The 14,990-nt window shown below is 58.0% G+C and carries 12 protein-coding genes; 1 reads left to right on the plus strand and 11 read right to left on the minus strand.

Translation table 11 applies throughout. The features are described from left to right. Positions 1–5 precede the first annotated feature (5 nt). Positions 6–881, plus strand: a complete 876-nt coding sequence (locus INF32_RS10025) for an EamA family transporter (RefSeq protein ID WP_226388267.1) — start codon at positions 6–8, stop codon at positions 879–881. Here the strand turns inward: INF32_RS10025 and INF32_RS10030 are convergent. From INF32_RS10030 to INF32_RS10080, 11 genes are all read right to left on the minus strand, one after another. Beyond that, a complete protein-coding gene (locus INF32_RS10030) occupies positions 868–1,254 on the minus strand; it encodes a DUF2752 domain-containing protein (RefSeq protein WP_226388268.1) in 387 nt (128 codons plus the stop codon). The genes INF32_RS10025 and INF32_RS10030 overlap by 14 nt on opposite strands. 44 nt (positions 1,255–1,298) lie before the next feature. After that, the gene (locus tag INF32_RS10035) at positions 1,299–1,811 is read right to left on the minus strand and encodes a CD225/dispanin family protein (protein WP_226388269.1); all 513 of its coding nucleotides are present in this window, start codon (positions 1,809–1,811) and stop codon (positions 1,299–1,301) included. Between the two features lie 21 nt (positions 1,812–1,832). Further along, on the minus strand, positions 1,833–3,896 hold the full coding sequence (locus INF32_RS10040) for a peptidylprolyl isomerase (RefSeq protein ID WP_226388270.1): 2,064 nt from the start codon (positions 3,894–3,896) through the stop codon (positions 1,833–1,835). Positions 3,897–4,018: 122 nt separating this feature from the next. Next, on the minus strand, positions 4,019–5,290 hold the full coding sequence (locus INF32_RS10045) for a hemolysin family protein (protein ID WP_226388271.1): 1,272 nt from the start codon (positions 5,288–5,290) through the stop codon (positions 4,019–4,021). A 40-nt stretch (positions 5,291–5,330) separates the two neighbouring features. Further along, positions 5,331–6,044: an LPS export ABC transporter periplasmic protein LptC gene (gene lptC / locus INF32_RS10050; RefSeq protein WP_226388272.1), complete on the minus strand. Its 714-nt coding sequence runs from the start codon at positions 6,042–6,044 to the stop codon at positions 5,331–5,333. A gap of 12 nt (positions 6,045–6,056) precedes the next feature. Then, positions 6,057–7,388 (minus strand): tetratricopeptide repeat protein, encoded by a 1,332-nt coding sequence (locus tag INF32_RS10055; RefSeq protein ID WP_226388273.1) that lies wholly within the window; start codon positions 7,386–7,388, stop codon positions 6,057–6,059. 29 nt (positions 7,389–7,417) lie between these two features. Next, positions 7,418–8,716, minus strand: a complete 1,299-nt coding sequence (locus INF32_RS10060) for an OmpP1/FadL family transporter (RefSeq protein ID WP_226388274.1) — start codon at positions 8,714–8,716, stop codon at positions 7,418–7,420. Then, positions 8,706–9,437, minus strand: coding sequence for a type III pantothenate kinase (locus INF32_RS10065; RefSeq protein WP_226388275.1), 732 nt, complete (start codon positions 9,435–9,437; stop codon positions 8,706–8,708). The genes INF32_RS10060 and INF32_RS10065 overlap by 11 nt, the downstream gene beginning before the upstream one ends. A 54-nt stretch (positions 9,438–9,491) precedes the next feature. Next, positions 9,492–12,860: a transcription-repair coupling factor gene (gene mfd / locus INF32_RS10070; RefSeq protein WP_226388276.1), complete on the minus strand. Its 3,369-nt coding sequence runs from the start codon at positions 12,858–12,860 to the stop codon at positions 9,492–9,494. A gap of 45 nt (positions 12,861–12,905) precedes the next feature. Continuing rightward, positions 12,906–14,447 carry an Rne/Rng family ribonuclease gene (locus tag INF32_RS10075; RefSeq protein WP_226388277.1) on the minus strand — a complete coding sequence of 514 codons (1,542 nt, stop codon included), beginning with the start codon at positions 14,445–14,447 and terminating at the stop codon, positions 12,906–12,908. A 240-nt stretch (positions 14,448–14,687) separates the two neighbouring features. Further along, complete coding sequence (locus INF32_RS10080; RefSeq protein WP_226388278.1) at positions 14,688–14,969, minus strand: HU family DNA-binding protein; 282 nt, start codon at positions 14,967–14,969, stop codon at positions 14,688–14,690. Positions 14,970–14,990 lie beyond the last annotated feature (21 nt).

The following is a 14,990-nucleotide window of genomic DNA, read 5'->3' on the forward strand; positions in this document are numbered from 1 at the left end:
CCGCCATGTTCTACCTGATCGCCGCCATACTCGGCTCCTCCTCGCTGACTATCATTCTGAAACTCTTCCAGCTGAAGGGGGTGGACCGGACGGTCGGAATCACGGTGAACTATATCGTGGGGGCGGCCATGGCTTTCCTCTTCGCACCGAAAACGGTCTCCGTCGCGGAGATCGTCCATGCCCCGTGGTTTCCGCTCGGCATGCTCACCGGAGCCATGTTCATGCTCTCCTTCATGGTCTACGCCCTGTCGGCCCAACGATCGGGCGTGGCCGTCACCACCATCTCGGGTCGGGCGGCCATGGCCATTCCGGTCATCTTCGCGTTCGCGGTGCTCGGAGAGACACCCACGCCGCTCAAAATCGTCCTGTTGATCCTGTTGATCCTCTCGATGCCCGTCATACTCTACAAACGGCAGGAGCCGGGCAGGACCGAGGAGCGGTCGCTCGCATGGACGGCCGGATTGCCGATCGCCGTATTCCTGTTCAACGGCACGAATGACACATTGGTACAATACATCCAGAAAGTGCAGATAGCGGCCCGCGACGACAACCCGATATTCATGGGCAGCATGTTCGTCGCAGGCGCCGTGATGGGCCTCGTCTATTATCTGATCGAACGCCGCGGGAAATGGTACGTTCCCACGGGACGCGATCTGCTGTGGGGCACGATTCTCGGGGCGACGAACTGGGTCTGCATGATCGGCGTGCTTTACGCGCTCACGCGCATGGACGGGTCGATCTTCTATGCGCTCTATTACAGCGGAGCGATCGTCTGCGCGACGATCGTGGGCGTCTGGGCCTTCCGGGAGAAACTGTCGCCGCTCAACTATGCCGGCATCGTCGTGGCCGTAGCGGCCATCGTCCTGCTCAGCATGCAGTAAAACCGCACAGATTGCGCAGAACCCAGTAAAAGGCCAGCACGGTCAGGACGATCCCGATCGCACGGCGCCCGGTCAGCACATCGTACAGGCGGGGAAAGCGCACCCGTCCGCCGAAATATTGGAGATACAGAAGCAGGAAGACATAGGGAAGGGCCACCGTCAGGATCGGGTTGTAGGCCAATCCCTCCGCAATCTTCCCGTGCAGGATATGATACAGCGCACGGCCGGTTCCGCACCCCGGACATTCGTACCCCGTCAGCAGCCGGAACGGACATTTGGGCATCCACCATGCCTGCCGGGGATCGACGAAAAAAAGCATAACGACGACCCCGCTGATGACGAGAGCCGTCGTTATGCCTGTCTTTCTACGCATCGGAAACGCCTGGCCCCGGAATATCCGGAACAACGCAACGGCCGCTACATGGCCGACATGCTCTGAAACATACCCATTCCCATGCCCAAAGCGATCAGGAAAACATAGAGTATCCATCCCGCACCGGCCACGATCATGCTGGCGATCGTCCACTGTTTGGCGGACCGGGCCGTACGGATCGCATCGTCGTAACGCCGGTCATGCCACAGTCCGTCCACCTTCGACGCATACACGATGGCCGGAATGCTGAGCGGCAGGCAGCACAGGATGGCCGAAATGATCGACCAAGCCAGCCACGAATCGGGCTTCGGAGGAATCACGACCGTCTGAGTCTCCGACTGCACAGGGGCAGGAGGTACGACGGGCGGCGCCACGGGAGGAGGCGTACCGGCAAACAAGGCGGCCGCCAACTCCTCAACTTCACCCGCGTCCGTCCAGTCGGCCATACTGGCCGTCCAGACCTTAGTACCGGGCCGGATTCCGATCCGGCGCAACTCGTCCACGGAGCAGGGCCCCTGTTGCTTCATCTCGTCATCCAGATAGAAATAGGTATTCATAACCTTACGTTTTATCGTCTCTTAGAAGAACTTCACCCGCCAGTCCTTCACTTCGCTGGCCTCGATCATCGCCTGGTTGGTCCGCTCGTTGATATAGGCCTGAGCCATCGCTTCGAGACGCACCTTTTCACTTTCGAACGTCGCATCTTCCGTCGTCGTCACATGATTCACATCGAAGAGGAAGACTCCCGTACCGCCGATGACAGGTTTGGAAAGCGTATTGGGCTCGGCTCCGCCGCAGATCGCACCGATCAGGCGAGGTTCGACACCCGCTCCCTCCACATAAAACGAGCCAAACTGCAGGTTGCCGACCGTATCCACCGGAGCCCCCAGCGAAGCGGCCACTTCGTCCAGCGAAGCGCCCTTCATCTTCGCGGCCAGCATCTCCCCTTTCTTTTCGCGCAGGAGAATCGTCCGGATATCGGACGCCACCTGCTCCACGGGAGCGATACCGTCCTCACGCACTCCGGTCTGAAGGGCCACCACATAGTCTCCGCCCACCTCCATGATGGGCGAAACGGTACCCTCGTCGTTATTGAAAGCCCAACGCACGAGCTCCCGCGAATTTTCGATACCGTTCACGCTGTGGTCGGTATTGCGGATACGGGCCACCCGCTTCGAAAGAGCCGATTCCTGCACGGCCTTCTCGAAATTCTCGGCCGATCCGGCTGCGGCGGTCAGGAACTTGCTGGCCTCCCCGTACACCGTCTGCTGGGTCAGCGGACTGGGATCGACACGATAGGTGATCGTAGCCATCTGCGCCTTGGGAACCAGCGGCGATTTGTATGTCAGCTGCACCACGTGGATGCCGTACTGCGTCTGTACCGTGAAGATATCCCCCACCTTGGCCTTGAGGCAGGCCTCGCTGAACTGGGGAATCATCTGCTCGGGTGCGAAACGTCCCAGATCGCCGCCCCGCATATTGGCGTTTTCGTCCAGCGAATTCTCGCGGGCCAGCACGGCGAAATCGCCGCCTTTCCGGATCACTCCGACCAGACTGTCGGCCTTGGCCGTCTCTCCGCCCGGAAGTAGGATATGTTTGGCCCCGATCGTATCGGGCAGGTTCCGGATCTCCGAAAGACGGGCCAGCGTATAAACATCCCCCTTGAGGACCGGACCGTACATCTTCTCCTTCCCGCCGAAAGCGACGGCCGCAATAGCCGGCTCCAGCTGCGACTCCTTATAATACCGGTTGTCGGGCGTCTCGGCCGAATTGAGCGTGGCGTACTGCATCGGGGTCTCGCTGGCAGCGAATTCGGCAGCCAGTTCGTTGATGTATTTCTCCGCCTCGGCATAGTCCTCTTTCGAGGGGAGCATGTCGAACATGACGTATTCGATATCGCGCGAAGCGATCTGCTTGAACATATTCTTGTGCGACTTGTAGTAGGAACGTATCTCCGAATCGGAAACCGTCACCGTCGAATCGGGAATCGTGCGATACTCCTGCATCACGAAACGGGCATCGTACGTGTGGTTGGCGGCCTCCAGGCCCAGTTCCACCTCGAGATCGTTCACGAACAGGCCCTTGGTGATGAGCGTCACGTATTTCGACATCACCCGCTGATCGACCATCTGCTCCTTCATGTAGTTCCACATCATCGCGGCACGTCCGCTCTGGTCGGCATCCACGTTGTCGATGAAGTTCTTCAGCATGGCGGGGTCGAACACCCCGTTCCTATTGACGAACGTTCCGCCGATGATCGGGGAGATGTAGACCCCGCTGACCATATCCACCTGCTCGCCCTCGCCGGCCATCAGGCCGAGTTCCTCGAAACCGGGCTGGTAGGCATATTTCATAATCATCGATTCCCAGGCCAGGTTGCGGGTCTGGTCCTGCTCCTCGGCCGTCAGGGCATCCTTGCCCGACATGGCCTGAGCCACGGAGGTCAGCAGATCGGCCCGGTTCGTATATTCGATATAGCCGATCGTGGTTCCGTCGATTTCGCCCACTTTCATCTTCCGGGCGTTCATCAGCCCCGTGCCGGACGAGAGCAGGTCTCCCAGCAAGAAAGCAATCAGCGCCAGACCGATCACGATGGAAACGATGATTCCTCCACGGGTTCTCAATGTGTTTAAAGTTGCCATAATTCGTATAACGTTTAATTTAATTTTGCACGAAACGGGGCCCTCGGGGGCCTAATTAAGGCTCAAAGATAGCAAAATTCTCTATACCAACTACTATTCCGCCTCCCAAGACACGTATTTTTTTACTCCGTGATCCGCACGCGGGCCAACTCCAGCCGCGAGGAGCTCTTGCGCAGAATCCGTATCTCCTTGTTCCCGATCGCAAGCGTCTCGCCCTGCGGCGGAATCCCCTCGTAATGCAGGATGATATATCCGGCCAGCGTGTCGTACTCGTCCGACTCCGGAATCTCCAGTCCGTACTTCTCGTTCAGATAACGCACCTCCAGCCGGCAGGAGAAAATCCATTCGTTCTCACCCACCTGCTTCTCGACCATGTCCTGCGAATCATGTTCGTCCTCGATCTCCCCGAAAATCTCCTCCAGCACATCCTCGAGCGAGACCATGCCGGCCGTTCCGCCGAACTCGTCGATCACCACGGCCACGGACTGCCTCTTCTTGATGAAGCCGGTGAGCAGTTTCTGCGCCGGCATGCTCTCGGTCACATAGGCAACGGGCTTCATCGCCTCGCGCACGCTTCCGGGCCCCGTGAACAGGCTCTTCGTATTGACATAGCCGATGATGTTGTCGATCGTATTCTCATAGATGAAAATACGCGAATACTGCGACTCGACAAAGCGCCCGGTCAACTCGCCGATCGTCTCCGTCACGTCGGCCGCCTCGATGTCCACGCGCGGCACCATACAGTCCCGCACCCGCAGGTCCGAGAAATCGAGCGCATTCTGGAACAGACGGAACTCGTTCTCCCCTTTGTGTCCGCCCCCTTCGTCCTTCTCCCCGTCTGCCGCCTCCTCCACCAGATGCTCCAGATCGACCCGGTCGAACGTACGGATCGTCTGGTTCCTCCGCACGGGCAGTCCCACGATTTTCAGAAACAGGATCGAAATCCAGGTGGTCAGTTTGGCGATCGGGTAGAGGAGCAGATAAAAAAAATAGACCGGAACGGCGAAGGCCTTCATGTAAAAATTGGGGTCGGACTTCACGACCGCCTTGGGAATGAACTCCGCCGTGAAGATAATGACCACCGTGGAGATCAGCGTCTCCGCCAGGATCGACTCGCTGCCCGGCACCCAGCCGAGACGATGCGCCGCCATCGTCAGCAGGGCCGACATGTTGAGCGAATAGACCACCAGCGCGATATTGTTTCCCACCAGGATGGTCGTGATATACTGCCCGGGACGCCGGGTAAAGATGTCGATGATATACCCGAACGTGCGGCTCTGTTTTTTCTCGATCTCCAGTTTCAGCCGGTTGGAGGTCACGAAAGCGATCTCCATCCCCGAAAAGAAAGCGGAGAAAAGCAGTGCTGCGATGACGACGATAACGACTGTAAGCATCTTATTATCGGAATTTGCCGGACGATCCGCAAACGGTGGCTCAATGACTTTGCTGCTGACGGACAGGACGCGGCTTGACCAGGTTTTCCTTCCCCTCCCTTTTGGCCGGCACGGGCTCCCCGGCTTTCCGGTCGCCTGCGGGAAGGTCCGAAGCAGGGCCCTCCACAGCGGTCGAATCGGCTCCCCGGGTCGGCTCGGTATCCACCGTCACCTTCCCTTTCGGACGCCGGAAAGTGAAGTCGTCGAAATTCTCGTCCGACTCGAAACCCACCCCCACGATCACGTCCGTTCCCTGCGTCACCTTCGAATCGACGTTCGAATAGATCTTACGCGTCTTCTGGTTCCAGAAAAGCTGCTGGGTCTCCAGAACCTGTCCTTTGGCATTGGTCGCCACCACGTTTCCTTTCGCCTCCCACAGCTTCTGGTTTTCGAAAAATATGGCATAGTCGGCTACCAGGGTCGATTCGACCTGTCCCGTGGAATCGGAATAGGTCACCACGTCCACCCCTTTGCGGAACTCCATGTACGGCTCTTTCGCCAACTCGTAACGTTCCATGAGAGGCGTGAAAAAACGATAGGACTTGCGTCCGTTCTCCGAAGCGATGAGCGTGAGCGAGTCGCTCTGCTGGGTCATGAGCGTCTCGGGGTCTTCGTTCGCCCCCCCGGACTTCCGTTCGCAGGAGATAAGCAAGATAGCACTCCCCGCAAAAAGGAGTGCTACCCAGAATCTTTTATGTATCGTCGGACGGTTCACCCGCAGGGTCGGTTATCGTCCCTCCCGTACCGTGGTGGAACCGGAAATCCAGCCGCACTTCACCGTATAGGCCGCACCGTTGTTGAGCCCGCGGAAGAAGCACTCCTCCTTCGAGGGGAAATTGGCCCGGTAGCTTGCCAGCTGCTCGTCGGTACCTTTCTTATGCTCGTCGTCCAGCATCGTGCAGGCTTTGGCCAACAGATCGTAGGCCAGCCAGTAAACGCTCTGACGGTCGAAACCCGAACAGGAATTCGAACCCACCGTATAGGCTTGGGCGAGGATCATGTAGGCGAACCCGTTCTCGGGGTCGATCGCAATGGCCTCCTTGGCGAATTTGGCAGCCTCCTGGGCATTGTTCGAACCGAGCTGCGAACCGGCGATCCGCACGCAGAGATTGGCTTTGGTCGCCGGATCGGATTCGTTGGCGATCGCTTCGTTCAGGTATTTCAGGGCCTTGTCGAACTGTTTTTTCTCCTCGAAACCGGCAGCCAGCGCCAGCGCGGTGCTCGACGAGGGCTTCAGCGCATAAAACTTTTCACCCACTTCGAGCTGGAAGTCGGAAATGCAATTGCCGGCCATCAGCAGCCCCAGCGTCTTGTCCAGCAGGGCGGTATCGGTGGGAGCGACAGCGATTCTCGGACGGAACAGTTTCTCCAGATTCTCGCAGCTGGCGGCACCGCTGGAAACGAAAAGCGCCTCGAACGTCTTCTTGGCCTCGGCCTTTTCGGGCGTAGGATCGACGTCGAAAATTTTCACCAGTTTCTCATACTCGTCCATCAGGACGTCTGCCTCGATATTATCATTTTTGTAATCTTCCGTCAACTCCTTGAAGTAGATGTTCAGGAAGTCGGGATCGCTGTTGTTGCCGTTCTCGGCGATGGCGTCCTGGCACATCTTGATGATACCCTCCCGGTCCGCCGGTTTGTAGGTGATATATTCCCGGGCCTTGAGCTCCATGATATACCCCTTGCCGCGAGTGGCGTGATCCCCGAAGTTCTCGATCCGCTTGTCGTAAATCAGCATCAGCGAGTCGATGAGCACGTTCTTCTGCTCGAGCGACGTGGCCCGCAGAATTTTATTGCGGTAAATATCGGCGCCTTTGATATAGATATTCTGCGTCGCCTTGGGAGCCTTCTCCATCAGCTGCTGGAGATACTGCACCGCACCGTCGTAGTTCTTGTTGTTGTATGTATCGTTAAAGAAATTGAGGATCAGCACATTCTGCTTCCTCTCCTCGGGAGTGGCCCCATAACGGGGATCTTCCAGATAAGCCTGGGCAAAAGCACCTGCACTCAGCGAGGTGAGCGCCAAAGCCAATACCAGTTTCAAATCCAATCGTTTCATTTCGTGTAAGTAAGTGATATTAATTAGTTTTAATCGTATTTCGGCTTCACGAACCAGAAGTCCTCTCCGAAGAGGCTCAGCCCGATCGAGAACTTGAAGTAGTTCTCCCGGATCATACCGCGGCGGGTGTTCCCCCTCACGCCATACTCGGCCCCCACGTTGATGTTGGAGAGACGCTTCATGTTGATCGGAATACCCACGCCGACAGTCACCGCCTTATCGCTGATGTTCTGTCCCTTCAGCTGCATGTAGTAGGTGCTGTACCGGAATCCCGCGCGATAGGTGAGCCGTCTGTAAAAATGACGGATATCTCCCCAGTCCGGCGTGTACTGGCCGCCCACCTTGATGCTGTGGGTATCCACGAACTTCACGCCGTTCACCTCGTCCGCCTTGTTCTTGCCGGCCCAGTTCTGGTAACTGTAATCGAACCCCACCCCGATTTTCGCCGTCTGGTAGAAGAGACCGACGGTCAGGTTCGAAGGCAGCGTGAAATCCGACTTCGAGGTGACGAGACTCACCGTGTCCGCATACATGTCGCCCGAAGGCACGTATTTGGTGATATCGGAGCGCAGCTCGCCGCCGAGCTGGTAGGTCACACCCAGCGTCAGCATCCGTTTCTCCGTCGCAAGGACATCGTACTGGATGCCGAAATTCCCGAAAATCCGGGATACGCTCTCTTTCGTGCTCGCATTCATGTTGCTGTAACTGCCGCTCGAAGTGATGGGAGTGATATACTGGTCGATGTAACGGTCGATGCTTCCCAGATAGTAGATCATTTCGGCACCTACGGAAAGACCCTTTGCAATCTCCATGCCGACACCCGCCTTGAACTGGGTGAGGCCGCCTTCCCCGGAATACTTGTACTTGACCTGCCCCACCGTAGCCAGAATATCGGGATCGGTGACCGTCTCCTCCATGCGGTACCCCACGTTGCTCAGCGGCGTCACGCTGAGACCGAAACCGAGCCGGCGCGCGATCGGAAAGGCGATGCCCACATCCCGAACGTTGAACGTATTGTAACTGTTCTTCGACTCCCCGGTCTTCAGATAGAAGTTCTGCCCCTCCATCCCGAAGTTGAACAGGAACGACTTCGGCTGCACCGCACTGTACGAAGCTGGGTTCATATAGTTGATCATCACCTGGTTGCGGAATGCGACCCCGATGCCGCCCATCGAACGGAGATATGCCGTTCCCGGGGTGGACATATCGCCCAGCCCGTAGCAAGTATAGGGCGAAAAAGCGTTGATGCTGCTGCTCTGGGCCCAAGCCCCTGCCGGAAGTGCGAGCGCCAGCACCACCACCTTCATGATCCTCTTTCTAATCTGCATTGTATTCCAAAATTCGGTTCAACCCGTACACAACCAGGTCGTAGGTTGCAAATATCGGATTTTTTACTCGTTTAGCAAAAAAATTTCCGTCTCCTCCCGTAAAAATTATCCTCAAATCGGGATACCGTGCGGAAAGCCGTCCGATGTATCCCTCTATTTCGTAGACGATACCGTCGATTACGCCGCTCTCGATCGCCGAAAAGGTATCCCGTCCCAGCAGTTCGGTCTCCCCCGGCCTGAGCGCCCGCAGGGGCAGCGAACAGGTGTATTCGTGCAGGGCCCGGAAGCGCGAAGCCGCTCCGGGGGAGATATTGCCCCCCAGGAACTCCCCGGCGGCCGAAACCATGTCCACCGTGATGGCGGTGCCGAAATCGACGATCAGCACGTTGCTCTCCGGATAGAGGGCATTGGCCCCCACGGCCGCCGCCAGCCGGTCGCAGCCCAGCGTGCCGGGCGTCCGGTAGAGGTTCTTCAACGGCACGGGCACCGTGTGGTCGAACCGCAGATACCGGCCCGCACGTTTCCTGAGGAATGCCTCGATTCCGGCCACGTCGCCGCGCGAAGAGACCAGCACGGCCGCCTCCACGCCCGGATAACTCTCCAGCACGGAAGCCACCTCCCGCTCTCCCACGCCTTCGAACTTGAACGTATCGACCACCTGGCCCGCCTCGATAACGGCCATTTTGGCGAGGGTATTGCCTATGTCTATTGCCAGGTTCATACGCCTGCAAAGATATTCATAAGTTATAAAGTAAACAAGAAAACCGGCATCAAACTACTGAACCTCTTCCGCTTCGGCCTCCAGCCGGCCCAGGGTTTTCCACGCATCCTCCACGCCTTTTACATCTCTAACTGTCAAACCCAGCTTATTATTGTTCTGGCGGAAAACAAATTTTGCCCCGCCCGCGGTCACCGTCTTCAAAAGTGCCATGAAAAAAGGCGTTTTATAATACGGCGAAGAGGTGTCGGCGATGAACTGGAGGATCAGCAGGCCATTTTTCACTTTCGCCCGTTCGAATCCCAGCTTCATGCACACCCATCGCAGGCGGATCACGTGGAACAGGGTCCGCGTCTGTTCGGGAACGGGACCGAACCGGTCCGTAAGGTTCGCCTCGAACTTCCGCAGGGTCTCCTCGTCGGTGATGTTGTCCAGCTCCCGGTAGAGTCTGATCTTCTCGGCGCTCTGGCCCACGTAACCGTCCGGGATCAGGGCCTCGCTGTCCACCTCGATCTGGCAGTCGTTCACATAGCTGACCGGAGCGGCGGGGAAAGCGGCCGGTGCCGGAGCGGTGGCGCCTTCGGGCAGCGTCCCGTCGCCCACGAGACGTTCGGCCCGCAGCTCCTCCATCGCCTCGTTCAGGATTTTCTGGTAGGTCTCGAAACCGATGTCGGCGATAAAACCGCTCTGCTCGGCCCCCAGCAGGTTTCCCGCTCCGCGGATATCCAGATCCTGCATGGCGATATTGAAACCGGAACCCAGGTCGGAGAACTCCTCGAGCGCCCGCAGGCGGCGGCGCGCCTCACCCGTCAGCAGTTCGTCGGGCGGAGAGAGGAGGTAGCAGAATGCCTTGCGGTTCGACCTCCCCACGCGCCCGCGCAACTGATGCAGGTCGCTCAGCCCGAAATTCTGGGCATTGTTGATGATGATGGTGTTGGCGTTGGGGATGTCGATGCCGTTCTCCACGATGGTGGTGGCGACGAGCACGTCGTATTCGCCGAAAATGAAGTCCATCACCACCTTTTCCAGCTGTTTGGGGTCCATCTGCCCGTGCCCGACGACCGTCCGTACACCGGGACACAGCCGGCGGATCATCGCCTCGATCTGCAGGATGTCCTCCACGCGGTTATGGACGAAATAGACCTGTCCGCCCCGGCCCAGTTCGTAATCCACGGCCTCCTTGATGATCTGCTCGTCGAACGTGTAGGATTCGGTGACGATCGGCTGGCGGTTGGGCGGCGGGGTGGAGATCACCGAAAGGTCGCGCGACCCCATCAGCGAGAACTGGAGCGTCCGGGGGATCGGAGTGGCGGTCAGCGTCAGCGTATCGACGCTCACGCTCATCTGGCGCAGCTTCTCCTTGGCCGCCACGCCGAATTTCTGTTCCTCGTCGATGACGAGAAGTCCCAGCGATTTGAAACGCACGTTTTTCCCCAATATCTTGTGGGTGCCGATCAGGATGTCGATCTTTCCCTCCTCCAGCTCTTTCAGCACCTGGGCCGTCTCTTTTGCGCTTTTGGAGCGGCTGAGATGTTCGATCCGCACCGGAAAATCGCGCAGCCGCTCGCTGAAAGAGCGGTAATGCTGGAGCGCCAGGATCGTGGTCGGCACCAGTACCGCCACCTGCCTGGAGTCCGACACGGCCTTGAACGCCGCCCGGATTGCAATCTCCGTCTTGCCGAAGCCCACGTCGCCGCAGATCAGGCGGTCCATCGGCTGGGGACTCTCCATGTCGTGCTTGACCGCTTCGGTCGCCTTCTGCTGGTCGGGCGTATCCTCGTAGATGAACGAAGCTTCCAGTTCGTGCTGCAAATAGCTGTCCGGTGAGAAGGCGAAACCGGGCGTCGCCTTCCGGCGGGCATACAGGGCTATCAACTCGCGGGCGATCTCCTTGACGGCCTTTTTCGTGGCCGCCTTCATCCGCTGCCACGCCCCGGAACCCAGCTTGTAGATTTTGGGCGGTTCGCTGTCCCGGTCCTTGTAGCGGGAGATGCGATGCAGAGCATGTACGTTGACCAGCAGCACGTCGTTGTCGCGGTACACCAGCTTGATCGCCTCCTGCACCTTGCCGTTCTCCTCCGTGCGCACCAGACCGCCGAAACGGCCCACGCCGTGGTCGATGTGCACCACGTAGTCGCCCACCTTCAGTTCGTTGAGTTCGGCCACCGTAAGGCTTTCGCTGCGGTCCAGCTCTCCGCGCAGGCGGTAACGGTGATAGCGGTCGAAAATCTGGTGGTCGGTGTAGAAACAGAGCCGCAGGTCGTGGCTGACGAACCCCTCGTGAAGGGTGAGCGGAAGCGCCTCGAAGGCCACGTCCCGCTGTCCGATCGAGTGGAAAATATTCTGCAGGCGCTCGATCTGCGCCTTGTTGTCCGAGAGAATCAGCGTCCGGTACCCTTTCAGCCGGTTGGCGTTGATATCGGCGGCCAGCAACTCGAAATTCTTGTTGAACCGGGGCTGGGGAGCGGTGCGGAATTCGATCTTCCGATCCGCCGCCCGCTCCTTCGCATTGTCCTTGAGCAGGAACATCCGGCAGGCCGACACGTCCTCCGCGAATCCCTTGCGGCCCGTCACCAGCGCGTCGATCTCCGAAGGCTCTTCCAGCTCCTTCAGTATCTTGGAACGGATGTCGTTCAGCCGTTTGAACAGATAGTCGGGGTCGGCCACCCAGTAGGTGGCCCGGCCGGCGAAACGGGGAAACGACACCCGGTCGGGCACCAGATCGTCCCGCTTCAGATTGGGCACGATCTCCGCACACTGCAACTTCTCCACCGAGAGCTGCGAAGCGATCTCGAAACGGCGGATCGACTCCACCTCGTCGCCGAAAAAGTCGAGCCGGAAAGGATGGTTTTCCGAATAGGAGAAAATATCGACAATACCGCCCCGCACCGAATACTGTCCCGGTTCATAGACGAAATCGACCCGCTGGAAACCGTATCCGGCCAGCGTCTCCTCCACGAACGCGGGGGAGAGACGGTCCCCGACGCCCACCTGCAGCACGGTGCGCCGCAGCTCCTCCATGCCCACCACCTTCTCGGCCAGCGCCTCGGGATAGGTACAGAGCACCAGATAACCCTCGCCGCCGAAATTTTTCACCGCATTGAGCGCCGCCGTCCGCTGGACGATGCCCGAAGGGTCCTCCTGTCCGAACTGGATCGACCGTTTGTATCCCGTCGGGAAAAAGAGCACACGGTCCGCATCGAGCAACTGGTAGAAGTCGCTGCTCAGATAGGCCGCCGCATCGCGGTCCTCCATGACGAAAACGTGTACGCCGCCCCGCTCCCTCACCACCGATGCGGCGACAAGCGAAAAGGCCGAACCCACCAGCGAGCCCAGGCTCACGGTGGCACAGCCTTCGTAATGTTCCGATATCTCCTTCACGCCGGGCAGCTGCCCGACCAGATCGTTTACCTGTTGCGGCGACATGGCTTGCACATTTTCCCTCCGTCCGGCGCTTTCCGGCCGTCCCTGCTATATCAGTTCACGGCCGTCCTTGCCGTAGAACTTGGTCTCCACGAAACCGGTGGACTGATCCGAGGCGATCTTGATCGTGCAGCGGTATTTCATCGCCCAGCGCATGCGGATGCTGACCAGTCCGCGGGTCAGATAGGACGCCACGAACGGATTCACTTTCACTTTGATATGTTTGATTCCCTTATCGCCGGCGAAATAGGCGATCTTGTTCTCGATCTGCTGGTCGAGCAGCACGGAGGGCATGATCGTCCCCGTTCCGTGACAGGTGGGGCAGGTCTCCTTCACCTCGGGCGCCGCCTCGGGCCGCACCCGCTGACGGGTGATCTGCATCAGGCCGAATTTCGAGAGGGGCAGCACCGTGTGCTTGGCCCGGTCGGTCGCCATCAACTCCTTCATCTTCTCATAAAGGGCCTGGCGGTTCTCCCCCTTGTGCAGGTCGATGAAGTCGATCACGATGATCCCTCCCATATCCCGCAGTCGGAGCTGACGGGCGATCTCCTCCGCCGAGGCGAGGTTCACGTCCATCGCCGTCCGCTCCTGGTCGTCGTCCACCTTGGCCCGGTTGCCGCTGTTGACGTCGATCACGTGCAGCGCCTCCGTGTGTTCGATAATCAGGTAGGCTCCCCTGCGCAGGGAGACGTACTTGGCGAAGAGGGATTTGATCTGTTTCGATATGTCGTAGTTGTCGAAAATGGGTACGCTGCCCTTGTAGAGCTTCACGATCTTCTCCTTCTCCGGGGCGATCGTGCGGATATACTCCTTCACCTCCTCGTACACCGAGGCGTCGTCCACCACGATGCTGCTGAACGAACCGTTGAGCAGATCGCGGATAATGGTGGTCGTACGGCTCATCTCCCCCAGCAGCAACGAGGGAGGGGCCTGCGTCCGGACCCGTTCGAGCGCCGTGTTCCAACGCTTGACGAGCGATTCTATGTCGTGCCGGATATCCTCTTCGCTTTTCCCGATGGCGGCCGTGCGGATGATGACCCCGTAATTCTTCGGAAGTACCTCCTCTACGATCTTCTTCAGCCTCTTTTTCTCCTCGTTGGAGCGGATTTTCTGGGAAACGGATATTTTGTTCGAGAAGGGGATCAGCACCACGTGGCGCCCGGCCAGCGAGATATCGGAAGTAAGCCGGGGACCCTTGGTCGAGATGGCCTCCTTGGCGATCTGCACCAGAATGGGCTGCCCCCCCGAGATCTGGGAGGATATCTTCCCCGTCTTTCCGATGGGGGGATCGAGTTTCAGCGTCTCGAAACGCGTATTTTTCTTATTGGAGAGATTGCCCACCAATTTATGCAGCGACACGAACTGGGGTCCCAGGTCGAGGTAGTGGATGAACGCATCCTTTTCGTGCCCTATGTTGACGAACGCAGCATTGAGACCGGGCATGATCTTGCGCACCTTCCCCAGGTAGATATCCCCCACCGCGAAGCCGGTCTTGCATTTTTCCGTATTGAGCTCCACCAGCCGTTTGTCTTCGATCAGGGCGATCGAGATCTCTGAGGAGGTCACGTTGATGATTAGTTCCTTATTCATTAGTCGTCGGTCTGGACTGCCTGAACGGCAGAGAGAGCTGGGCCTGTGCCCAAAACAATGAACCTAAAGGACCCTGCGGTTCTTTAGGTTCATATAAAAACTTCACATAACAGAGCTACCTACTTTTTCTTTTTATGCCTGTTTTTACGCAGACGTTTTTTCCTCTTGTGGGTAGCCATCTTATGCCCTTTTCTTTTTTTACCGCTTGGCATAACGCTTGAAATTTAAGTTTGGAAATAATTATTTAGCACCCTTTACTTTCGCTGCAAAACTCTTGGCCGGCTTGAAAGCAGGAATGTTGTGAGCAGGGATGGTAATGGTCGTGTTCTTGGAGATGTTGCGGGCCACTTTCTGGGCGCGTTTCTTGATGATGAAACTGCCGAAACCGCGCAGATATACATTGTTCTGAGCCGTCATCGACTCTTTGATGCTGGTCATGAATGCCTCTACAACGTCCTGCACTACAGCTTTTTCAACGCCGGTGCTCTTGGAAATCTCGTTTACAATATCAGCCTTTGTCATGTCTATAGTTTTTAATAAGTT

Source organism: Gallalistipes aquisgranensis, assembly GCF_014982715.1.
GTDB classification, from domain to species: domain Bacteria; phylum Bacteroidota; class Bacteroidia; order Bacteroidales; family Rikenellaceae; genus Gallalistipes; species Gallalistipes aquisgranensis.

Excerpts from the sequence above, each read along its gene's own strand:
- INF32_RS10030 (WP_226388268.1), bottom strand. The coding sequence starts at position 1,254 with ATGCGTAGAAAGACAGGCATAACGACGGCTCTCGTCATCAGCGGGGTC.
- INF32_RS10035 (WP_226388269.1), bottom strand. The coding sequence starts at position 1,811 with ATGAATACCTATTTCTATCTGGATGACGAGATGAAGCAACAGGGGCCC.
- INF32_RS10060 (WP_226388274.1), bottom strand. The coding sequence starts at position 8,716 with ATGCAGATTAGAAAGAGGATCATGAAGGTGGTGGTGCTGGCGCTCGCA.
- INF32_RS10055 (WP_226388273.1), bottom strand. The coding sequence starts at position 7,388 with ATGAAACGATTGGATTTGAAACTGGTATTGGCTTTGGCGCTCACCTCG.
- INF32_RS10065 (WP_226388275.1), bottom strand. The coding sequence starts at position 9,437 with ATGAACCTGGCAATAGACATAGGCAATACCCTCGCCAAAATGGCCGTT.
- mfd (WP_226388276.1), bottom strand. The coding sequence starts at position 12,860 with ATGTCGCCGCAACAGGTAAACGATCTGGTCGGGCAGCTGCCCGGCGTG.
- INF32_RS10045 (WP_226388271.1), bottom strand. The coding sequence starts at position 5,290 with ATGCTTACAGTCGTTATCGTCGTCATCGCAGCACTGCTTTTCTCCGCT.
- INF32_RS10040 (WP_226388270.1), bottom strand. The coding sequence starts at position 3,896 with ATGGCAACTTTAAACACATTGAGAACCCGTGGAGGAATCATCGTTTCC.
- INF32_RS10080 (WP_226388278.1), bottom strand. The coding sequence starts at position 14,969 with ATGACAAAGGCTGATATTGTAAACGAGATTTCCAAGAGCACCGGCGTT.
- INF32_RS10075 (WP_226388277.1), bottom strand. The coding sequence starts at position 14,447 with ATGAATAAGGAACTAATCATCAACGTGACCTCCTCAGAGATCTCGATC.
- INF32_RS10025 (WP_226388267.1), top strand. The coding sequence starts at position 6 with ATGTTCTACCTGATCGCCGCCATACTCGGCTCCTCCTCGCTGACTATC.